Below are 22831 nucleotides of genomic sequence, written 5' to 3' on the forward strand. Positions count from 1 at the left end.
ATGAGTAGCTACGTTTTCACTTCCGAATCAGTAACCGAAGGGCATCCTGACAAGATCTGCGATCAGATCAGTGATGCCGTTCTAGATGCTCTTCTTAGCCAAGATCCAAGCAGCAGAGTAGCTTGTGAAACTGTCGTGAATACTGGCCTCTGTTTAATTACAGGAGAAGTCAGTTCCACAGCACAAGTTGACTTTATAAAACTTGCTCGGAATGTAATCAGTGAGATTGGATATTCAGGAGCCCAAGCAGGCGGATTTGACTCAAACAGCTGTGCTGTTCTAGTAGCTCTCGACCAACAATCACCAGATATTGCCCAAGGAGTTAATGAAGCTGAAGATCATTCCAGCGATCCACTCGACAAAGTCGGGGCTGGCGACCAAGGAATCATGTTTGGGTATGCCTGTGATGAGACGCCTGAGTTAATGCCTTTGCCAATCAGCCTGGCCCACCGGCTATCTAGAAGGCTTGCGGCGGTAAGGCACGAAGAGATCCTTGGATATTTGTTACCAGATGGCAAAACCCAAGTCAGTGTTATCTATGAAAACGGATGCCCTATTGCAATTGACACTATTTTGATCTCCACTCAACACACTGCCGAAATAAATGGGATTTCTAATGAAAAGACTATCCGTAATCAAATCACAAAAGATCTATGGGAACATGTTGTCCTTCCTGCAACCAAAGATTTAATCCTTCAACCAAATCGCAACAAAACCCGTTTCCTTGTTAATCCAACTGGGAAATTTGTGGTGGGTGGCCCACAAGGAGATGCAGGGCTTACAGGTAGAAAAATCATTGTTGATACCTACGGTGGATATGCTCGCCATGGAGGCGGAGCCTTCTCAGGCAAAGATCCAACAAAAGTAGATCGCTCAGCTGCCTATGCCGCACGTTTTGTAGCCAAATCCCTTGTGGCAGCTGGTCTTGCAAAACGTGCTGAAGTACAACTTAGTTATGCAATTGGTGTAGCAAAGCCAGTATCAGTCCTAGTAGAGTCATTTGGTTCAGGACAATTATCTGACATTGAACTCACAGCAATTGTCGAGAAGCATTTTGATCTTCGTCCAGGTGCAATTATTAACCAATTCAACCTAAGAAATCTTCCCAAAGATAGAAACGGGCGTTTCTATAGGGATACTGCAGCCTATGGTCATTTTGGGAGACCAGACTTGAAGCTCCCTTGGGAGGAAGTGACTTCCAAGGCGGCGGAACTTTCTAAGTCTATATCGCAATAATTTAGTCGGGCTTGACCTAGAAGAAGTGGGGCAATCGCATTTTGTTCTTGGTATTGATCTCGGAACGAGTGGAGTACGGTTTGCTGTTCTAGAAACTCAAACTCGCAAACTAATTTGCAACTTAGAGACTTCTTATCCAAACAGTATCGAAGAAGTAAAAGATTGGGAGAGTTCTTGTGAGGAACTTATCTGCCAACTACCCCAATCAATAAGAAGCAACCTGAAAGCAATTGCAATTGATGGGACATCAGGGACACTTGCTGCCATCAATAGTGAAGGGTTTCCCTTCGGACCAGCACTTCCTTACAATTTAAGTTGTCCTGAGTATGCATTTTTTCTTCGCAAACTTGTGCCTCAAGGTGGAATAGCTACAAGCACCAGCAGTAGCTTGGCACGGGCTCTACGACTCTCGGAACAATACGGCAACGAAATTCTTTTGCGTCATCAAGCCGATTGGCTCACAGGTTGGTTTCTTGGAAACTGGTGCTGGGGGGAAGAAGGGAACAACCTCAGGTTGGGCTGGGACTTAAAAACACACCAATGGCCCAAAACCTTCCAACAACTTCCTTGGTATAAAGCACTTCCTGCAATAAAGCCAAGTGGAAAGATTCTTGGGCAAATTTCTAAGCAAAAGGCACAAAAAAATAATTTACCTGAAGAGCTCCTAATCGTTTCAGGAACAACTGATTCAAACGCTGCAGTTGTAGCTTCAAATCCAACACAAGAAGATGGAGTGACTGTGTTGGGAAGCACCTTAGTAGTAAAGCAATTTGTCCAGCTACCGCTTAAAGGGCAGGGAGTCACAAATCATCGAGTTGGAGGACGTTGGTTAATTGGAGGCGCTTCTAATAGTGGAGGCGCTGTACTTCGGAAGATCTTTTCAGATAATGATCTCAAAGAGTTAAGTAGACAAATTAATCCCGATACAAAAAGTGGGCTAAATTTTCTACCTCTCATATGTAAAGGGGAACGTTTCCCGACAGAGGACCCGAACTTGGAGCCCATTATGGAACCAAGGCCAATAAGTGATTCTTTATATCTTCATGGGCTTTTAGAAGGCATCGCAGAAATTGAATTAAACAGTTGGAGAAAACTAATAGACTTAGGAGCGCCTGCCCCTAAAAGGATAATTACAATTGGCGGCGGAGCAAAAAATCCACAATGGAGAAAGATAAGAGAGAGATTACTTGGAGTGCCCGTTAGAAGTTGTTTCATGCCCCCAGCAGTAGGTGTTGCCAATATTGCTTTACAAGCAATATTGGCAACTTAAAAAAACAATCCTAGAATTAATGGTCAGGTTACATTTAACAATGCTTGATTGAGGCTTATGCTATGCATAGTTTAAAAAAATTGTAATTAGCCTTTGAAGTTAATTTCAATCTCTTGAGACTAATCATAATCAAGGAAATTTACTGTAAATTAATATTTTCCTGTCAAATCGTCACTAGGATATCCATCAAGAATTCACCAATCAACTTCTCATGAGTGCAGTCACCCCAATTGATCAGGCAGTAAGCGAAAGAATTTGTAGTCATATGAATAAAGACCATTCAGATGCTCTCCTCGCCTTCGCAAAGCATTATGGAGAAGCAAAAAACCCAGTAGTTGCTCGCATGCTCACAATCACTCCTAACAACATGGAGCTAGAAGTAGATGGTGTTCCAATGACAATCCCTTTTACTCATCGCCTTAGTGACAGCTCAGATGCTCACCAAACCCTAGTTGAAATGGTGCGCTCCATAAAACGCAACGAAGAGTAAAAGAATATGCTTGAGTTCAAAAAGCTAATAACAGAAGAGGGCAAGAACAAAGGTCAAGAAGATTCCAACCCAAAACCCTACTCAAAAGTTCCAACCAGCTTAGAGAGCGCTCAGTGATCTAAGATCTGATAGTCGCTAAGTCGACCCGCCGGGATAGCTCAGTTGGTAGAGCAGGCGACTGAAAATCGCCGTGTCCGCAGTTCAAATCTGCGTCCTGGCACCTTTTAAGGGCACCTTTTGGGTGCCCTTTTAATTCAAAGAAACTTCCCGGCCAACCCAGAGGTAAATGATCAGGGAACAAGTTATCGCTGAGCACAGCTATTACATTTAATAGAACAAAGAAAAAAGTTGCACTAGAAAGTATTTCTAAAGCTCATCAGATATTTCACCAGGGGCATCATTAACCAAAAAGTTGCCTTGACCTAGACAGAGTCCCAATCATGCATTTAAAGCTGAATATATAACATTAACTTCGCAAGACAGAATATAGATCTACAATAGGTGTGTAGACTTATCTATGAAGCGCCATGCTCCATAATGAGTTCTGGCAGAAGTTCGAAGTTATTTAGTTGTGTCCTTCCCCAATCTCAATAGAGAGAATGGCCAAGTATTTAATAATGCTGACAGCTTTGCTATATCCTTCGATAATGCTTGGAAAAGCTATGCCACCCCAACGGGAGAAGCGACTTTAAAAGACAACGAAAAGCTGAAAGTCGTCCTTGACTCAATAAAAGATCATCCCTTCTTCCAAAACTCCCCAAAGCAAGCCAAAGAAGTGGCTTTATTCAGGATAAGGCTACTAAAACTTCCTTAGTAACATTTAAGCTGATAGTAAAGGCATTTCAGAATCGTCAACATATTCTGCATCTAATTCATCAAAACTTTCTTCTTGATTATCACCTATAGATTGAGAGGATTCAGAAGTTGAGTCTTCCTCTTTGTTCTCTGACATTCCCTCAATTACTTGCAGAGATAAACCTTCTTTCTTCTCAAGATCCAAGAGGTCCTGCAAATGCCTTACACGCTGCTCACTATCCTCAAGCAAACGACTAGCAGAGTCGTCCTTGAAATCCTCCTCAATTTCTTTTGACTTCTCAAGCGCAGTACACCTTTCTTCAAGCTCAAGAACCCTCAAAGTCAATAACTCACTCAACTCACTAAAAACATGCAGTTGCTGACTTAAGCGTTGCTCAAAAGATCCTTTGCCATTAGTAATCGTCATAAAGCGTCTTCTCCTATAAGGAATCTTGCCGATGGTATCGGTACTGAACAAACTGTCCATCTCAACCCAATCAGCAGGGCAAGATTGACAACAGCCACACCTCTCTGATCTCGTCTACAGGCAAGTTCAATATGACTAATCAACAAAACAAAGGCTTGAATGCGCTTGATCTTGCTCGATTAAGCTTATTTCAGGGCTGCCTGGGCTTCCTGGCCGTTATTTTTGCTGGATTACTTAATCGCATTATGAAAACAGAGCTGGGCTTCCCGGCCCTGTTAGTTGGAGGAGGGCTTGCATTTGAGCAATTGGTCTCTCCTGCAAGAGTGGTTTTTGGGAACATCTCGGACAGTTGGCCCATAAAAGGTCGAAGGAGAACACCTTATTTATTGCTTGGCACTTTTTGCTTTTGCTTTTTAGCCATAGTTTCTATTCCAATCATCTTTCAAACTGAAAAAGCTTTAACGCTTGGGAGCTGGCTACCTATAACAGGATCTGCGCTAGCTCTTTGTGGTCTTTTTGCTCTATATGGATTAGCAATTTCCATGGCAACTACCCCTTACCTTGCCCTTGTAATTGACCTAACTACAGAAGAAGAGCGCCCAAGAGCTATCGGAATAATCTGGTGCATGTTAACTGTCGGGATAATCGCTGGCGCCATTATTATTTCCTTAACCATCAAAGGTATTGACGGAGTCAAAGACCCTGAAATCCTGCGCCCTGCCCTTCAAGAGTTCATGATAAGGGTATCTATTATTATTCTTCTTGTAGCAACCTTTTCCTGCTGGGGAATTGAACCAAAGCAAAAATCTAGCGATTCCGTGAATGAAGAAGATAGATATAACATCAGTTTTGGTACAGCAATATCAATGGTCCTTAAGGACATGAAAAATGCTTGGGCTCTTATTCGATCTAGCAAACAAATAACTATCTTCTTCTGTTTCTTATCCTTATATACATTGGGGGTATTTTGCCAAGACCCGATCCTTGAAAGTTATGGTGGCGAAATCTTTGGCATGACACCAGCGAGATCAACTCTTTTAAACGCTTTTTGGGCTTCTGGCAGCCTAATTGGACTTCTAATTGCTGGCCTTTGGGTAACACCATTTATGGGTAAAATAGCTACTGCTCGCCTGGGCTGTAAAATGATATTATGTTCATTCTTATTATTAATGCTAGCTGGACTAACTGGTAGCGAGAACATTCTATTTGGTGTAATGGTGATTTTTGGACTAGCTGTTGGGATTGGGACCAATAGCGCACTTTCGTTAATGCTTGACTTAACCCTTCCTCAAGTGGCCGGAACATTTGTTGGGGTTTGGGGACTGGCCCAGGCTCTATCAAGAGCAATAGGGAAAATTCTAGGAGGTGGCCTTCTCGATTTAGGCGAATTATTTACGGGCAAAGAAAGTCCACTACTGGCTTATTGGCTTGTTTTTAGTATAGAGATTTTATTAATGTTTTTAGCTATTATTGTGCTAGCCAAGTTAAGCATTAAAGGCTTTAAAAAAGACACTACAACTAACTTACATACGCTTCAAATAGCTGATCTAGACTAATTGAATTATCTATAAAGTTTATTTTATCGAATTACTAAAAAGACATAGCAAAGTTGAGCGAGAAATAAAACAGACACTAGTCTATTCAAGATTAACTTGAAGACTGACAACATAAAGCTTTGGGATGAAACCCACAAAGGCTTTCCCTCACCGTGCAACCTGTTACTGGCACCTGAAATAGAAAGTTGAACTGATTTCCACAAATCTCACTTAGGAGTTGGATCAGCAACGCAATTAGACCAACAAATGCTAATAGTATTGATAAAGCGATAGAACTATTGAAAGCGCTAGGCGGTGAACCTGAAATAACACAACTAATTCAAATTCACTGTCCAGGACTTGGCGAGGAGATTCCATTGGCTTTCTATCTTGAAAGTCCATGGATGGCTTATAGCTTCACCAAGCCTAGTCTCTTAAGAAGCGGATAAGATATTGAATAATTTGCTTTAAAAGCACGCAGTTGGTTAATACTTCCTATAGGCACTTAATCACTGTCAAAGAAAAGTGTTGATAATGATTGCTTTATTGTGCCCGAAAAGGTGACTCATGCCCTAATGGAATATCATTTTGATTTAAAAGCATTGAAATTAACCCTAAGCAATCCTTTTTAAACAATCACAATGTCTTTTATTCCCACTAACGCCCTTCGTTTTGGCGCTCTTAACCCTTACAAAGAACCAGTATCCTATGGGAAGGCTCGCATAGCGAGAAGTAAAAGCATGAGTTACATCATGCATTCAAAGGCAGGCTGCATGCCAGGGCAACCTGAGAGATTTACAGTTACTGGAACGAGCAACCCATATACAAATCCTTGCATAAATGAGAATACAATTACCAATGCATTTAAAAGAGAAAAGAGAATAGATTCAAAGAGTCCTTCCGGTATACCTAATGCCAATTCTCCTTATAATTTTACTTTTGAATTACAAAGTCCTCATGATGATAATGCATTGCATTTAGCAATCAAAGCATCTTATAGGCAAATATTTGGGAACTTTCATCCTATGGATAGCGAAAGACCGATAGATTTAGAAAGAAGACTTAGAAATGGTGATATTAATATTCGGGAATTTATAAGAGGACTAACTAAGTCAGATTTTTATCTAGATCATTATTTCAACAAAGTCACCCAACAGAGATTTGTAGAGCTAAATTTTAAACATCTACTTGGTCGTGCACCATCCAATCAAAGCGAAGTCATTCACCACATTGTAAATATCAATAATTATGGTATTTTCTTTCATATAGATTCTTTAATAGACTCAGTAGAGTACGAAGTAAATTTCGGTTCATATATAGTGCCTTATATAAGGTCTTGGACTTCAGAGGTTGGCCTGCAAACATCAAATTTCAACCACATGGCTCAAATAACTCAAAGTTACGCGACAAGTGACAACGCCATACACCAGAGAAAGACTCTTGCGGATTCTCCGGGGGGAAATAGTCAACTCATAGATGGCATGGCAAAAGGCAAACAGAATCAAATTCCTTTCCCTTCTTACCCAACAAAAACCACCTCAAAGAAAGACTCCCCAAAGAATGCCCAAAACCAAAATTTGGAAATAAAACAATAAAACCCCTGAAATAAAGGCGAAACTGCTATCTCAGCACGCCAAGCATGCTAGAAAAAGAGAAGAACAGGGCGAATGGAACCCTGTCAAGCTCAATGATCCCTGAGGAAGGGCCTAAACCAAGTCTCTAACAACAATCGATCAATGTCTCTGCTGCGTCCCCCTTCCAACGAAAGACCGGGTGAACAGTCTGCCCAAACTCCCTCTGGGAAGAAAGTTCCTATGGCCATGTCAATGATGGTTGACTCAATGGTTCGAATGATTCAAAAGGCAAGCAACAACCATTCAGACATAAATCACGAAACTACAGGCGAATAAATTTATGGAAATTGAGCAGTTCGTTGCTCAAAGCAAGGGAGAATGGCGCTCAATGAGAAGCGCACACTCACTGGCATTCCAACAATTTGAAGATGTTATAAGTAAAATATCTATTAAATTACTAAGCACTGATGATCGAAAAGTCAGAGATCTCATAAGAGCTAATTCTTCCTATAAGCATTTGCCTATTTCCCCTTTCTTGATTCATTGGGAAGCAGATACTGATTGGGAAGTTAATACAGCTTCTCAAGTCAACTCAGGTACATGCATTTTAGTGCCTATGCCCCTATCAGAACATTCTGGATTCATGCTTAGAAGCGTGGGCTACACAGAAGCAACTAAAGCAGTCTCTAAATACGAGTTTCTATCAGATGGCACATTTTCAATGAAAACTGAATACGATCATTCGCTAGTAGAAGAAAAAATTTGGTTTATATCTACTCATGTCAGATGTCGGTCATCAGTGATTCGCACCTCAAAGGGATCAGGTGTTTTGCAGACCTCATTCGCCTCAGAAGTTCGTCGTATAAATACTTAGCATATTAATAATATTTATAAAGTGGAAACTCAGGCTATTTTAAGATTCGCAAAAACTATTTCTGGACACTACAATAACAAAGAACAAGCACAAAATGATCCCGTACATTTTGCGAATATAAACATATTTTTTCGACCACTTGCCTGGGACATTTTCAGGGGGCCAGCATTTTATTCAGAGCAAAGTTACGATTATGCTCCTTGGAGCCCATATAGACAGGCTCTTCATAAATTAACTATAAAAAATGAAAAATTTATATTAAATAACTATAAGATAAAACACCCTTTAAGGCTTGCTGGATCTGGCTTTAAGCCTGACTTATTAAAAGAACTTAAACACTGCACATACGAAGAAAGGCGTGGGTGCTCTATGCATTTTATAGAAACAAAATTTGGCAACTATAAAGGGAGCGTTGAGCCAGGCAATAGCTGCCTAATATACAGAGAAGGGAAAGAAACATTCTTAGAGAGTATTGTGGAATTTAACGAAGATATTTGGATTAGCCATGATAGAGGCCTATGCAAAGAAACGAATCAACAAATATGGGGCTCTAGATTTGGAGCATTATCCTTTACCAGGGTAAAAAACCTTGGAGAAAATCTTGAGGAAAGTTGGGTTTATTCAAAGTAACTCCGAAGATCAATCTCGAAAAACCAAACCTGCTTTTTGCCGGACAAAATAATTAGGGTCTTGCTTAAGCCGTAACCAGCGATTGTTAGCAATTATGAGTTGATCGCTTCTCAGAATGTTTTCTATCGCAATGATTGCAGCATACCTAGATACCCAGAATCTAGTGCTATCTGGATCCGTAAAGTAATCTAGATAATTCATTGCTCTAACAGGATTTATTTCTGAAAGTGTGACTATTGACAATGGTTTAAATTTCATAAAGTCAGGCCAATAAATATCCAAAGATCTAATAAGAAATGACTCTATTTCTTTTATCTCCTGTTCTCCCCAATCAGGGATGGCCCTAAAGAGACTAATTAAAAAGTAAATAGCTCCATAGTCTTTACTTGCCTTTTTCAAATAAAACCCCAACTTAGGAGAAATCTCATCTGATTTATATTCCTGAAGTGTCTTTAAGGCTAAATAGCAACGACTAAAGTCGGTACCAAAAAGCTCCTCAAAAAGAAAGTCAATTGTAGGTGGTGCATCATATTTGTGAACAAGATTTAAATTACTGGGTTTATCAAATATAAATGAATCAACAACTTCTATGGGTCGAAACCCTTGGAAATAGTCTAGCCCCTCAGGCCATAAGGACTCAAATGCTCTTAGTCTAAAGGAAACAGATACTGGCGCCTTTAAAACTGCAGGTAGAAGATCTAATGAGCCAAAATCAATTGCATCCTGAATAGCAGAATGCCTCTGGTTTTGATTAGGCAAAAGTAAATGTTCCTCTAATTCTTCAATAAAACACTTTTCGCCTGATAGTTGAGATAGTGCTGCTATTGAAGCGCCACGAATACTTTCCGATGTATTTGAGTTGTATAAAAAAGTCCTGATTTTTTCTACGGCTGAATAAACCTTCATCCCAGCAAGACATTGGATCAGGTTTCTTGTATTTTGCCTTGGATCATCTAAAAGTTCAATAATCACTTTATGAAGAGCATTGTCGTTACAGTTCAGAACCTTCAAAGCCCAGGCTGCATTCTCAGTCAGATAAGGATCACTAGTCTTTAGACATTTCCCAATAACTGGAATTGAACTTTTTGAACCTAACGTTGCCAAGCCTTCAACAGCTTTTCTCTTTGCTATTAAAACAGCCTGATCATTATCCTCAGACTCAAGTAAGTTTAAAAGTGCTTTTTCGGTTTTACTGCCTGGGTATTTAATCAAATGAAAAACTGCCTTATAATAATCACTAACTAACTTTAATTCAGAAACAGGTGTGGATAAAATTTGAAGGGCTTCTTTTTGGCTAAGTGGTGGGAGGTTGTCAAAAGGACTGTATGTCACTTAAGCTCATCGTTAAGGATCAAAGCCTTACAAAAAAATAGGTATTGAAAGCTTATAACTATAAAAAATATCTTAATAGATCAAGAAGCATATAATCAAACAAATAAATTATGCAATTCTTATAACTCTTTTTCAAAGGAATCTTTCTAGCCAGTTACCATTAGGTTTAAATGCAATGATTTCAGTCCATAATTGAGCTCCGCAATCAAGATGAATTGGACCGAGACCCTCAGTTGCCACCCAATCAACTTGATACCCGTCTCACTAAAGACGAGGCAACAAAGCTGGCTAATGAAGTAAAGACTTTGCTGAGGGCGGGGCAAACACCAGCAAAAGATGCTGAAAACATAAGCAAACTGGTAGCAGGGCTAGGAGATTCAAGAGGGCTACTTCGCAGAACCTTTGCAGAAGGCCTTGGCACAATTGGCAACGCAGCATTACCTGCCCTCTGCCATGCTCTTAGACATCATCCTGACGTAACTGTTAGGAGAGCCGCTGCAAAGTCCCTCAGGCTGGTAGGGGATCCAATTGCGCTTCCCCATCTTCTAGAAGCCCTTATCAACGACCAAGACCCTGTAGTTCAGGGCTCAAGCGTTGGCGCAATGGCCACATTTGGGGAAGATGCTGTTGAACTATTACTTCAAGTGCTGATAAGTCCAACAAGCAACGCGACTCAAAGCGGCTTAGCCAGTTGGGGTTTGGCATTTGTAGGCGCAAAAGCACCAAGGGCATTAAAAAAAGCCGCTCTCTCAAAAAATGCCAATGTCCGAGCTGCTGCGATAGCAGCCCTTGGGGAGCAGATCCAATCTTTAAATGATATAGAAGCCAAATCGATAGTAATCAATTCACTAACCGACGAATCGGGAGATGTTCGCGCTGAAGCAACAGCACTCATAGGAGAATTAAATGAGCCAAAGTGGGCTATACCTTTTTTAAAGAGAAAGCTCAAAGATTCAAATTCACATGTTCGAATAAATGCAACTTTGGCATTAATGAAACTTGGCTCAAATGATGAGTTACAAGAACTTGAGATACGTGCAAAGGAAGAGAATGATGAAAAAGTCTTAGATGTTATTAAATTAGCAATTACGCGCCTAAAGAAATGACTCTTATGGAGATCTATTTAACTTTTAAATGTTGACAATGAAGCCAAGACACTTTCATGGATCAAACTGTCTTGAGTTTCATCACAAAGTAATTGTTCTAGGCAGTCTCTAGCAGACGGGTGGTTGATTTCACCCAAAGCCGTCACAGCCGCCAAAACACCTAAAAGATTTTTACCTCTAGAAATCTTGATGAGGACAGGAAGGCCTTGCTCACCAAGTTGTCTCAACAATGTAACGAGAGTCAATGTTTGTTCCGGGTTTTCTTCTTCAAGGACTTTTTCAACCAAAACTATCACTTCTTCAGGGAAAGGGACATTATCAACTCCTGCTGCAATCTGCACAAGAACCTTAATGCAACTTGTCCTAATTGTGCGGTCTTGAGTTGACTTAAATACCTCTATTACTGGACCTAAAGAACTTTTTCCAAAAGCACCCAGAGCTTTCACATATACACGCCTTAAGTCAATCTTCTCATGACCAAGACAAGCTAATAGTCTTGGCAAGGACTCTTCAGGCCAATATTTGACCATCTTCATATATGCATCTTTATTGATAATTGGATTTGGATGAAGTAAATCATCAAAAAGTCGATCTAGGGCTGAGTTATCCTTATCATTTGACCCATTCATCTAATCAAAATAAAAGTGAACGAAAGTAAAGGAGAAAAACACACTAGATATAATACAAAATGACGCATAAACTTTTTATCATAAAATCATCCTTATCTTCAAGATAAAGCATTTATAAGATAATCAAGGAGTGATTTAAACTCAGTAGCAGCCTGCTGATCCATATCTCTAGGTACACAAACTCTGTCACGGATATGGGCGAAAGCTTCTATGTAAGCGGCCGTAGGTAAGCGTTGGGCACGAATAACTTCCCTCATGCCAGCTATTCCCCACTCATCTAGAGGTCCTGTTCCACCTGTAACTAGGCAATAATTAATAAGACGGAGATAATGATGAATATCTCTTGAACATTTATCTTTATTAGCCTGATCATATGAACCATTGCGATATATAGCATCGACTGCGTCTGCAGTTACTTTGTCAATACCTGAGGCGAGCTTTTCAGCCGCCGCCATCCTCGCTGGAGCACGATCAAAAGAACCTTTTACAGCTTCTATATCACTCATTGTTGGGAAGCGACCAGCTGCATCAGCTGAAGTCACCACAGTCGTGACAGCAGATTTCATTGTTTGCTTTCTACTAGAGAGCTTGTAATTTTCATAGGGATTTGATCAAGCAAAATCAACTAATAGCGCTGATTACACGATCAAAATAGGAAGCTGCTTCAGCTGCAATGTCTTGGCATTGAGCACCTGAACCAGAATTGATTCCTTCAAACATCTTACGACCAGTATTGGTTTCAGTCATGATCGCAACAGTTGCAACTTTCATAATCTCTACAGCGCGTACTGCATTTGATATTGGAACACCTAAAGCCATATAAGTCTCTTTAAGTCCATTTAAGCAACGATCATCAAGAACAGAAGGGTCCCCGGCAAGCAGTGCATAACTTACGTATCTAAGAATTATTTCTCCATCTCTTAGGCAAGCAGCCATTCGCCTGGTTGGATAACAGTTACCGCCAGGCTGCGTCATGCCAGTATTTTCACAAACCATTCCCGCAACAGCATCGGCAGCTATACAGGAAACGTTTTGGGTAATTGCAAGGGTTGCATCAATCCGTTTATTCGCATCAGCTACATAGTTTCTTAATGCAGCCAAATCGCTGCTCCCTATCGGTGCACCCTTGGCGTCAGCACTTACTACAGCACGGGAGAAGGCGTCTAGCATTTAGAGGACAGGACCATTTGGAACTGAGTGTCTGACAACCCACAAACAAAGTGTCATCAAGAGGCTTTGGGAAATTAATGGCAGTTGTGATACTCACGTTGAAGACAGTGAGGAATCCAGACCCCCGAGACTTAAACCTCAAGATCAGACAAATTTGAATGTATAAATGGTTATGCAGCCTAGTAAACCTACGCCTTGGCTCTTCTTGGCTTATAAGGATGAGAAGTTACCGCAATGCTTCGTAACTGAAGCCTTGCCACAACCTCATCAAATAAATCGAGAAAAATCTAGCCATTCCAAGTAAACGGCGGCATGAAAGCTTCAAGGCCTTTGATTTAGTTTCTTGATCTGAAAGGGATGAATCCCTCCCCAAGAGGAATTTCCAATCAGAATTGCCTCTAGATTTGACATGAGATTATTGATCTATGTTGGAGCCCACTCAAATAGAACTTGAACAATCAATCCAAGAACTAACTATCTATAGAGACCGCCTTAGGTTAGAAGTCATCAATATCGCTCAAAAGCTAAGGATGCCTCCTAAGAAAGTGGACTCAACATTAAAAGAGCACCCTGAACTAAAAAAAATTGAGAAAGTGCTTTCCCAGCTCAAGTCTCAACAACTGCAAGGGAAGTCAAGAAATAAAGCGACCTAAAAGGCTGAAAAAATTCGAGGGGCGGCTGCGGCGCTGGCTCCCTGTCGAAGCATGCTCACCAATTGGGCCATAGGGTTATTTGACCCCTGAGAAAGCTTGGGTTTGGCTGCAGGTTCTTGGATACGCAGCGAAACGATCTCAGAGATAAGGCGACTAATCGCCTATCTCCCTCGGAGACGTTTACGCACCTTGCTTGTGCTGGTGCCAATATCGATGATGCCTGGCATCATCGATTTGGCTTCTATAGCCGTGGTTGGGCGGCTTATGGGAGCTCTTGTTGGCTCGAAATTAGCGAACCTCCTTCCTGGCATAAAATTCTTTGGTGGAGATGGCATTGATCAAAGCCTTTGGCTAATAGGAATTTTTATCGTTCTTGCATGGCTTGCCTCAGTCACAAAGATTTCACTTAGATTTCTCCAATATCGCCTAACAGCACAGGTTTGGGGAGATATATCTAGTCTTCTACATTCTAAATTACTTGTACAAACTTATTCTTATCATCTTCTACAAGGTAGAGGTAAGTTCTCAGCATTATTACTAAGTAATGCAAAAAGAGTTTCGGAATCGACTGTAATTCCATTCTTACTGATGTTAAGCGCAATCCCATCAGTACTCTTACTTTCCTTGGGGATACTTTTTGTAGGAAAACTCCTCTCAGTAGGACTAATAATATCTCTTGTTATTGCTTATCTTGTAATATCAATAATTGCCACTCCATATCTTCGTCATTCAGCAAAAGGCAGGCTTAGAAATGAACAAAGGGCTTCTAGCCTTTTACTCGAAACTCTTGGAGCCTTTTCTGAAGTCAAGCTTAGCCAAACACAAACTTATTTCAACCATAGATTTAATTCAACTATACGCTCTACTCAAAGATATGTATGGATCAGCGAGTTGTTACCAGAAATCCCTCGAATACTTATAGAGCCTTTTGGTATCACAATGATATTTATAGTTGGCGCATTACCTGCATTAATTAGTGCAGACCCTGATCGAATTAGAGGAATAATTCCTTTCCTTGCATCAGTTGCAGTGGCAGCACTACGACTTACACCACCACTTCAGGATATTTTCAGATCAATCACACAGCTCCGTGGAGGACTTCCCCATGTGAGTGAACTACTGGAAGTTCTAGATCTTCCATCTCAATCTCCTACTATTTCTTCAAAAGGTGTTCCCAGTCCGGAAGGTATATTTCCAAGGAATACTATTAGTCTAAAGGAAGTTAGCTATAAATACAGTGAAGATTCTCCATGGATCTTAAATAATTTGAATCTTAATATTCCAGTAGGATCGAGGGTAGCCTTAGTTGGTCGAACAGGAAGTGGCAAATCAACAACTGCGAATCTTCTTCTTGGCTTACTTCATCCACAAAAAGGAAACTTAGAGCTGGACGGTGTACCTGTTACCCCCTTGGACCTGCCTGCCTGGCAAGTGAATTGCGCGCATGTTCCTCAATCAATCAATCTTCTAAATACAAATGTAATAGAGAATGTAGCCTTTGGAATTGAGGAAGAACTTGCCGAGCTTGACAGAATATGGGATTCTCTAGAAGCAGCTCAACTGGCTGACTTTGTAGCGGAACTTCCTTATGGTCTCTATACACCATTTGGAGAAAATGGCGTCCAACTTTCTGGAGGACAGCGTCAACGCTTAGGGCTTGCCCGTGCTTTTTATAGAGATGCAAAATTTTTGGTTCTGGATGAAGCCACCAGTGCGCTTGACAATAGAACAGAACTTGACCTAATAGAATCCTTACAACTTCTAGGCAGACGATGCACAACATTAGTTATCGCACATCGCCTAAGTACTGTTCAAAGATGTGATTGTATATACGAATTCGAAGATTGTGGCATAAAAGCATCCGGTACATTTGAACAGCTATGCAATTCCTCAGAAAGCTTTAGAGACCTTGCTTCACTGGCTAGTCAAAGGAATAAATATAATATATAAAGAGTGCACAAAACAGGTCTTCCCCCTATCGGCTTTGACTCCAAATGATTCACTCCTCGCTAAATTAACTAAGCATTGAAAGATCTTGCCTAATATAAACTCTCTCAAATAAAGCTAATCCAAACAAAAAAATCAAAGATACTAAAAATCCTCCTAGCATTAAAATATTAGTAATACAAGCATAAGTAATCCATCCTGAAAAGAACAAGGTAATAGATATTCCCAAAGGCCCAGAGGATATAGAGGCAAATAATATTACAAGAGAAGATATCAAGAAGGGAAGAATCAGGCATCCAACATAAGAAAAGTCTCTTATTATTTCCCCGGACATTGTGTAATTATTATACCCCCAAACATTACTATTTTCTATCGAGTGAATGGCCGATCTAGTTAACGAAGAGTCTAATCTTGCAAATAGATTAAAAATTGGCAAAAATGATCTTTGACCTATCCAATTAGGCTCAGGCAATCTTTGAAGCAATTCACTAAGAGCATTTAGGTAAGCAAAGCAATACCTTAAAACTCCCTCAAACAATCCAAAAAATTGATCCAAGGATTGATAACCATCTCTTAAGACTTTAGGCAGCTGAGTAAAAATCGAAACTCCAAAAATTGCTATCAAAGGGGGCAGGAGCTTCCTTCCATTGACCCTCCAGTCCCAAATCAAGGAGACTAAAAATACAAATACAACAAATGCCATCCCAGCTCTTGCGGAGGTTTGAAGGTCATTAAGAAAAATGGTAAGCACTGAAATCGCAAGAAGAAAAATTGAAAGGTTTGTTTTTTTACAGCGAAATAGTGCGAGCGCCAAGCAAAAGGATGCAAAACATAAACCGTTTGGATAGCTAAGCCATATCGGCACAATGCTCTTTAGATGAACAGAAGCCATTCTTAGGCCAAAGAAGAATTCCTTAGCATTATGGAAATTTTTAGTATTTGCTATTATGTAAAACCAAGTGAATAATTGAAGAAAAAAGGAAATATAAACACTTGAGATTGTAGATTTCCTTAAAAACATAATTCCAGAACTAGAATTTGAGAAGTTATCAAAGAAAAGAAACCTGTGCCTAAAACAATTAAGAGCTAGTGCCATGCCTAAATAAGGCAATGTAAAAACAAGAATCCCCTTCAAAGATATAGTTCCTGGAACTGAGAAAAACGCCTCAAATAGGCAGCAAGAACTTGTATAGATCAAGCAAATCGAGGCAGGGAGCTTCCAGTCAACTGGCACAGCAGAGTTACTTCTTTCAATCAAAACAATCAAGTTGTTCTCGGATGATAATAAGTCTCTAACTGTTCATTCATCATTAACACAAATCCTTTAAGACCTCCTCCACCGTCCGGGCAGCATTGTCCCATCGATAAATATCTAGTTGTTTTTTTGCCCTAGAGCAAAGGCTCCTAACAAGTAATCCATCGCTAAGGACCATGGACATCGCATCGGCAAGTGCTGCTGGGTCCTTAGAGTCAAAAAGCAATCCTGCATCACCTACGACTTCAGGGAGAGCTCCGGAATTAGATGCAATAACAGGAGTATTGCATGCCATCGCCTCCAAAGCAGGCAATCCAAAACCCTCCCAATGACTGGCTATAACCAAAGCCTGACATCTATTTAATAATTTTAGACGCTCTGAATCATCCACCCATGGGATCCATTTACATCGATGATCAATCTCAAGCTCGCTAGCAAGCTTTTTCAAGGAAGGAGTGTATCTTCGATCCTGAGGACCAATAATCCACAATTGTGTTTCTTTGTCTCTTAGTAACGCAATAGCGCGCAAAATCCCAGAAATATTCTTATGAGGATCATGTCTACCTAACACCAAAAAGAATGGTTCTCTAGTTAATTGAAGCGGATAAAGTTTATTAGGGTTAAATCCTAAAGGGATAGTGATTAGTTTTTTTAGAGGCAAGCCCAACCTTTCGTGCAATTCTCTTGCGGTTGCTTTTGAATTACATAAAATTCGTTGAGATCGATGAAGAACTAAAGGTACATATGCAAGGTGATAAGCCAAAAGTGGCGTTGGCTGAGGATATCTAAGTGGTAACAGGTCATGAGCAAGAACAACAGATCTAACCCCTCTGAATAAAGGCGCTTCTGGAACAGGGGAAAGGAAAATCTCAGCCCCTGATTTCTTTAAAAGGCTAGGAATCTTAGTTTGAATCCAAACTAAACGTCGAAAATGAGCCTTAACACCTAATTCCGGCATAAGGCTTTTAGGAATTTGAATACTGCCATGACGATTCCCCTGTAATGGATCTAAAAGATGAACCAACCCCGTATCTAATTGACTGATCAAATCCCTAGCAACTACTCCAAGCCCCGTAGGTTTGGTGCCCAAGCAACTTCCATTAAAAAGAGCCAAAGGTGATGGACAGCTCACGCGATTGGTTTTCGACATGCTTCAAACCATCCTTGAACGGCAGCCAAACTTTGCGAAGGCTTGAAAGGCAATCGAATCAAAGAATTCAGTAAAAGACGAATAGTCCTCAAAATTAGTACCCATCCTGAACGATGACGCTGCAAAAATCGAATGTAACTGCAAGTTGAAAGGCGAATTCGCCGGCTAGAGGGGACTTCACTTCCCTTCCCCCCTTGATGAGTAATCCTTACAGATGGGAGCCATAGTATTGGGGCTCCTGTTCCAGCTAGCCTTAAACAAAGATCCATGTCCTCGTAATACAACGGCAACGAAGCTTCAAAACGAGGTTGAACAAAATGCGCAGAGGGCTTAAAGATCAAACTGCAGCCACTAACCCAATCAACATTGATAGGTAAACCGCGTAAATCATCATGCAGCTCTTGATTAATTCGTCGTCTGCGAAAGTCAAGTCCAGGATCAATCCAACCTGCACTCTGCTCAAGTAAACCATTGCGATCACATATCGCCGTGCCTACCAGAGCGTTCGGAGGGAGCTGAGCCAATTGTTCCTCTAGATGCGCAAAAGTGTTCTGTTGAGGCAATGTCGTATCTGGGTTTAACAGCCAAACCCAACCTTTCCAGCCTGAGCTTTGCAATTGCTCCAGGCCCCTATTGCAACCTTCGCTAAATCCTTCACCTTCGATGCCCCTAATAATGGTTGTCTTACAAGACGCTTCTAAAGAAATACTGCCAGCACTCTCGGGACTGTTGTTGATTACCAGCCATTGGTATGGCTGAGTTATTTGCATTCCTAAAGAGACAGCTAGATCAGACAAAACTTGCTGCGAGTGATAAGCCACTGAAAGCATGGCAACTTGCTGGTCCGAAGCGCTCACAGGGTTAATTGAGCTCAGGCATCATTGATCCTGACATTTCCAGAGGAGTTAAGAGGCAATCACGAATTTTCTGAAAAACCTTACTGAGGGTGTCACAAATCTCTTATCCCAAAATTAATACTTAATTTGTTCTAGGAAATCTGAACTAAGCAGCTTTAACCTGCGCCGATGAGTTTTCTTACAGGACTGAATACCGCTCAACAACGAGCAGTTGACCATCACAATGGTCCACTATTAGTGGTCGCTGGCGCTGGAAGTGGCAAAACCAGGGCACTGACTCATCGCATTGCCCATCTGATTGGAAAACACCAAGTTGATCCAACAAATATTTTAGCCGTCACATTTACTAATAAGGCAGCTAGAGAAATGAAAGAGCGTTTAGAACTACTACTTGCCAGGCGACTGGCCGAAAGTCAATTTAATCAACCTTTAAGTACTCTTTCCGTAAACTATCAACGACAACTAAGGGGTAAAATTTATCAAGAAGTAATTAAGGACCTATGGATAGGAACATTTCACGCACTATTTGCACGCATGCTGCGATTTGATATTGACAAGTACACTGACACAGAAGGGCTTAAATGGACCAGGCAATTTTCAATATATGATGAAACCGATGCTCAAAATCTAGTCAAGGAGATTGTCACTCAAGAACTTCAACTAGACCCAAAGCGCTATGAGCCTAAAAAACTCAGATGGGCGATTAGCAACGCAAAGAATCAGGGATGGACAGCCGCTGATATTGAAGGCCAAATAGATGGCCCTAGAGGTAAATTAATTTCAGACTTATATAGTAGATATAGAAGAGCTCTGGCAGCTAATAATGCACTTGATTTCGATGATCTGCTTTTAGTGCCAGTGCAACTATTACAACAAAATCAGCAAGTCAGGGAATACTGGCACAATAGATTTAGGCATGTATTGGTAGATGAATACCAAGACACTAATCGAACACAATATGAGCTAATCAAGCTACTTGTAACGAACGGGAGTGATCCTTCTACTTATAGTAATTGGATTAATAGATCTGTTTTTGTTGTTGGGGATGCAGACCAAAGTATATACAGCTTCCGAGCTGCAGATTTCACAATCTTAATGGGATTCCAAAATGATTTCGGCGATAAAGAGTCTGATTCAAAAACCGAAACCATGGTAAAGCTTGAAGATAACTATAGATCCACATCTACAATTCTTGAGGCAGCTAATTCGTTAATATCAAATAACACCGAGAGAATAGACAAAGTTCTGCGGGCCACTCGAGGTGAAGGTGAATTGATTCAACTAACACGCTGTGATGATGAAATTTCAGAAGCAGAGTCTGTTATCCACCAACTAAGAAAACTAGAAGCTGCACATATAGACCTAAGCTGGAGAGATATGGCACTACTGTATAGAACCAATGCGCAATCTAGAGCACTAGAGGAGTCATTGGTCAGATGGAGAATCCCCTATGTTGTGGTAGGAGGTCTACGCTTTTATGATCGTCGAGAAATTAAAGACATCCTGGCCTATCTTAGGCTACTTATTAATTCTTCAGATAGTGTAAGTCTTTTAAGAGTATTAAATGTTCCCAAAAGAGGCATTGGGAAGACCACTATTCAACGACTAAATGATGCATCAAATCAACTAGGTATACCCTTATGGGATGTAGTTAGCGACCAGGAAGCAGTTAGATCTTTAAGCGGGAGGTCTGCAAAAGGGCTCATACAATTTGGCGAACTAATTAATGATTTAAAAACTCACTTGCTTTCTTCAAAACCGTCAGAACTTATTCAGTACACAATGGAAAAAAGTGGGTATATCAGTGAGCTAATTGCCGATGGAACGGATGAATCAGAAGAACGTCGCCGAAACTTACAAGAATTAGTAAATGCAGCACTGCAATATCAAGAGGAAAATGAAGATGCCGATCTAGAAGGATTTCTAGCTTCTGCCGCCTTAGCAAGTGATGCAGACAGCAAAGACACCTCTTCAGACCGAGTAACGCTTATGACCTTACATAGCAGTAAAGGATTGGAATTCCCAATCGTATGCCTGGTAGGCATGGAACAAGGACTTTTCCCTAGCTACAGATCATTAGATAATCCTGCTTCTCTTGAAGAAGAGAGACGACTTTGTTATGTAGGTATTACAAGAGCGAAGGAAAGGCTTTTCCTATCTCATGCAAGCGAAAGGCGCATGTGGGGAGGCATGAGAGAGCCTGCAATGCCATCAGTTTTTCTTTCTGAGTTACCAGAAGATCTACTGCAAGGGCAGGCTCCTAGGGCTGGAGGCACAGCTATTAGAAGGGATAGGCATCTTGAAAGACTTACAAGAGTCGATAGAAATCAAAATCAAAATTGCCAATCTGTAAGTCCATCCAACCTGCCAAGTAATGCTGTACGCAGGCTCCATGGAGGCCCAGCCCCTGGCAAATCATGGAAAGTAGGTGACGTGGTAATTCATTCAAATTTCGGAGAAGGAGAAATTACTCACGTATTTGGCAATGGGGAGAAAGTCTCAGTTGCAGTGAAATTTAAGGGAATGGGGCCCAAAATACTTGACCCTCGAATTGCCCCTATATCTCCAAAATAGTGCAAACAAAAATCCTTAATCCTAGTTAAATTGTGGAACCTTTAATACTCAAATCAATATTAAACTCTCAAGGCTTCCCAGAAGGCTTCTTAACTGCATTAAGACAAGCAGCTTCCGAACTTAAAGTAAAGCGCATTGCATTAGTTGGTGGCAGCGTAAGAGACGGACTCTTAATCAACAGGAGTCAACAAATATTACCTAATAGAAATAAAAATGACATTGACCTTGTAATAGAAGGCTCAGCTAAAGAGTTAGTCGGAATATTAACCAAATGTCTAGGAGAAGATACGATTACATGCTCTCGATCATATGAAGCTTATGACACTGTAAAACTAAAATTTAATGGGGTAGAAATAGATTTTGCGACTTCAAGAGAGGAGTCCTACTGCTTACCAGGGGAGAACCCCTCCATAAAGGCAAGTGTACTGGAGAAAGATCTAGCCCGAAGAGATTTTAAAGTTAACGCAATGGCGATTGAATTATTAAGCCAAGAATTTCTTGACCCATTTGGTGGTATCAATGACCTAAAAGCTGGGAAATTAAATTTCCTTCATTCCAAAAGTGTCGAAGAAGATCCAACCAGAGTTATCAGAGCCGCACGATATTCAGCTCGATTAGGCTTTGAACTAACGCCTGAAGGGATTAAACAAGTAAAATCTACAATCTCTAATTGGCCATGGGAGGATCTCAGTACAAATAAATGCATCACCAACCAACATCTTCCTGCGCTCTCAACAAGATTAAGAATGGAATTTGAACTGCTCTTCGAAAAGGAGCCCTGGAAAATTGCCATTAAAAATTTACAAGATTGGGGAGCACTATCCTTACTAGATAATCACCTTCAAAAAGACAAAGAATGGTCTAGGAGATTGCATTGGGGCTTACAATTAGGGCTACCATTACTGACTGTTCTTATAGCCGGAACGAATAAACCATTAAAAGTTGCTAAAAGGTTACAGTTATCTCAAAAGCAGCAAAAGCTTCTTCAAGAAAGTCATGAGTTAAAAGAAATCCTTATAGAAAGGTCATTAGAAAATTATCATGAAAATTCTTTAGTTCCATCTTACTGGTGCAAATTCCTTGAAAGTAGTGGTTGGCAGCCTGAATCAGTCGCTCTTGCAATAAGCATGAATGCACCAATGAGGCATTACCTTCTTAGATGGTTGTTACGTTGGCGAAAGCAGATATCTCCTAAATCGGCGAAGACTCTTTTAATGGAAGGATGGGAGGAAGGCCCTCGACTAGGTGAAGAACTTAACCGATTAAGACTTAATGAAATTGATAAATGCGAGCTTAAAAAGCAATAAATTCATCGCTCAGAAAACTC

Annotated in this window: 21 protein-coding genes and 1 tRNA gene; 14 read left to right on the forward strand and 8 right to left on the reverse strand. The window is 40.6% G+C overall.

The window, feature by feature from the left end; translation table 11 throughout:
• The 4 genes from metK to SOI83_RS04275 all read left to right on the forward strand — a co-directional run bounded on the left by metK (window position 1) and on the right by SOI83_RS04275 (window position 3216).
• Window positions 1-1236 (forward strand): methionine adenosyltransferase, encoded by a 1236-nt coding sequence (gene metK / locus SOI83_RS04260; RefSeq protein WP_320677406.1) that lies wholly within the window; start codon window positions 1-3, stop codon window positions 1234-1236.
• A gap of 25 nt (window positions 1237-1261) precedes the next feature.
• Entirely contained in the window at window positions 1262-2506 is a 1245-nt protein-coding gene (locus SOI83_RS04265; protein ID WP_320677407.1) for a sugar kinase, read from the forward strand.
• A gap of 211 nt (window positions 2507-2717) precedes the next feature.
• The gene (locus tag SOI83_RS04270; RefSeq protein WP_320677408.1) at window positions 2718-2996 is read left to right on the forward strand and encodes a DUF2470 domain-containing protein; all 279 of its coding nucleotides are present in this window, start codon (window positions 2718-2720) and stop codon (window positions 2994-2996) included.
• A gap of 147 nt (window positions 2997-3143) precedes the next feature.
• Window positions 3144-3216 (forward strand) — tRNA-Phe (locus SOI83_RS04275).
• A 600-nt stretch (window positions 3217-3816) separates the two neighbouring features.
• On the opposite strand, the gene SOI83_RS04280 is transcribed toward SOI83_RS04275, so the two are convergent.
• The gene (locus SOI83_RS04280; RefSeq protein WP_320677409.1) at window positions 3817-4218 is read right to left on the reverse strand and encodes a hypothetical protein; all 402 of its coding nucleotides are present in this window, start codon (window positions 4216-4218) and stop codon (window positions 3817-3819) included.
• Between the two features lie 131 nt (window positions 4219-4349).
• Here SOI83_RS04280 and SOI83_RS04285 point away from each other — a divergent pair, with 131 nt between their 5' ends.
• The 5 genes from SOI83_RS04285 to SOI83_RS04305 all read left to right on the forward strand — a co-directional run bounded on the left by SOI83_RS04285 (window position 4350) and on the right by SOI83_RS04305 (window position 8831).
• A complete protein-coding gene (locus SOI83_RS04285) occupies window positions 4350-5774 on the forward strand; it encodes a BCD family MFS transporter (protein WP_320677410.1) in 1425 nt (474 codons plus the stop codon).
• A gap of 620 nt (window positions 5775-6394) precedes the next feature.
• On the forward strand, window positions 6395-7348 hold the full coding sequence (locus tag SOI83_RS04290) for a phycobilisome rod-core linker polypeptide (protein WP_320677411.1): 954 nt from the start codon (window positions 6395-6397) through the stop codon (window positions 7346-7348).
• Between the two features lie 141 nt (window positions 7349-7489).
• Window positions 7490-7663, forward strand: a complete 174-nt coding sequence (locus tag SOI83_RS04295; protein ID WP_320677412.1) for a hypothetical protein — start codon at window positions 7490-7492, stop codon at window positions 7661-7663.
• Between the two features lie 4 nt (window positions 7664-7667).
• Window positions 7668-8201, forward strand: a complete 534-nt coding sequence (locus tag SOI83_RS04300; protein ID WP_320677413.1) for a phycobiliprotein lyase — start codon at window positions 7668-7670, stop codon at window positions 8199-8201.
• 21 nt (window positions 8202-8222) lie between these two features.
• Complete coding sequence (locus SOI83_RS04305) at window positions 8223-8831, forward strand: chromophore lyase CpcT/CpeT (RefSeq protein WP_320677414.1); 609 nt, start codon at window positions 8223-8225, stop codon at window positions 8829-8831.
• 9 nt (window positions 8832-8840) lie between these two features.
• Here the strand turns inward: SOI83_RS04305 and SOI83_RS04310 are convergent, their stop codons facing one another.
• A complete protein-coding gene (locus SOI83_RS04310; RefSeq protein ID WP_320677415.1) occupies window positions 8841-10163 on the reverse strand; it encodes a HEAT repeat domain-containing protein in 1323 nt (440 codons plus the stop codon).
• A gap of 215 nt (window positions 10164-10378) precedes the next feature.
• On the opposite strand from SOI83_RS04310, the gene SOI83_RS04315 reads away from it, so the two are divergent.
• Window positions 10379-11269: a HEAT repeat domain-containing protein gene (locus SOI83_RS04315; protein ID WP_320677416.1), complete on the forward strand. Its 891-nt coding sequence runs from the start codon at window positions 10379-10381 to the stop codon at window positions 11267-11269.
• A gap of 17 nt (window positions 11270-11286) precedes the next feature.
• Here the strand turns inward: SOI83_RS04315 and SOI83_RS04320 are convergent, their stop codons facing one another.
• The 3 genes from SOI83_RS04320 to SOI83_RS04330 all read right to left on the reverse strand — a co-directional run bounded on the left by SOI83_RS04320 (window position 11287) and on the right by SOI83_RS04330 (window position 13068).
• Entirely contained in the window at window positions 11287-11898 is a 612-nt protein-coding gene (locus SOI83_RS04320; protein WP_320677418.1) for a HEAT repeat domain-containing protein, read from the reverse strand.
• Window positions 11899-11996: 98 nt separating this feature from the next.
• A complete protein-coding gene (locus tag SOI83_RS04325) occupies window positions 11997-12464 on the reverse strand; it encodes a bleomycin hydrolase (protein ID WP_320677420.1) in 468 nt (155 codons plus the stop codon).
• A gap of 55 nt (window positions 12465-12519) precedes the next feature.
• Window positions 12520-13068 (reverse strand): bleomycin hydrolase, encoded by a 549-nt coding sequence (locus SOI83_RS04330; protein ID WP_320677421.1) that lies wholly within the window; start codon window positions 13066-13068, stop codon window positions 12520-12522.
• 425 nt (window positions 13069-13493) lie between these two features.
• Between SOI83_RS04330 and SOI83_RS04335 the strand changes: the two genes are divergently transcribed.
• A complete protein-coding gene (locus SOI83_RS04335) occupies window positions 13494-13721 on the forward strand; it encodes a hypothetical protein (RefSeq protein WP_320677424.1) in 228 nt (75 codons plus the stop codon).
• Window positions 13722-13817: 96 nt separating this feature from the next.
• Window positions 13818-15671 (forward strand): ABC transporter ATP-binding protein, encoded by a 1854-nt coding sequence (locus SOI83_RS04340; protein WP_320677426.1) that lies wholly within the window; start codon window positions 13818-13820, stop codon window positions 15669-15671.
• A 64-nt stretch (window positions 15672-15735) separates the two neighbouring features.
• Here SOI83_RS04340 and SOI83_RS04345 read toward each other — a convergent pair whose 3' ends face one another.
• The 3 genes from SOI83_RS04345 to SOI83_RS04355 form a co-directional block, all read right to left on the reverse strand.
• Window positions 15736-16902: an oligosaccharide repeat unit polymerase gene (locus tag SOI83_RS04345; protein ID WP_320677634.1), complete on the reverse strand. Its 1167-nt coding sequence runs from the start codon at window positions 16900-16902 to the stop codon at window positions 15736-15738.
• Window positions 16903-16978: 76 nt separating this feature from the next.
• Complete coding sequence (locus tag SOI83_RS04350) at window positions 16979-18073, reverse strand: glycosyltransferase family 1 protein (protein WP_320677428.1); 1095 nt, start codon at window positions 18071-18073, stop codon at window positions 16979-16981.
• Window positions 18052-18930: a glycosyltransferase family 2 protein gene (locus tag SOI83_RS04355; protein WP_320677430.1), complete on the reverse strand. Its 879-nt coding sequence runs from the start codon at window positions 18928-18930 to the stop codon at window positions 18052-18054. Before SOI83_RS04355 ends, SOI83_RS04350 begins: the two co-directional genes overlap by 22 nt.
• Before the next feature lie 168 nt (window positions 18931-19098).
• Between SOI83_RS04355 and SOI83_RS04360 the strand changes: the two genes are divergently transcribed.
• Complete coding sequence (locus SOI83_RS04360) at window positions 19099-21504, forward strand: ATP-dependent helicase (RefSeq protein ID WP_320677431.1); 2406 nt, start codon at window positions 19099-19101, stop codon at window positions 21502-21504.
• 32 nt (window positions 21505-21536) lie between these two features.
• Window positions 21537-22811, forward strand: a complete 1275-nt coding sequence (locus SOI83_RS04365) for a CCA tRNA nucleotidyltransferase (protein WP_320677432.1) — start codon at window positions 21537-21539, stop codon at window positions 22809-22811.
• Window positions 22812-22831: the final 20 nt, after the last annotated feature.

It is taken from the genome of Prochlorococcus sp. MIT 1300, assembly GCF_034092375.1.
Classification (GTDB): domain Bacteria; phylum Cyanobacteriota; class Cyanobacteriia; order PCC-6307; family Cyanobiaceae; genus MIT-1300.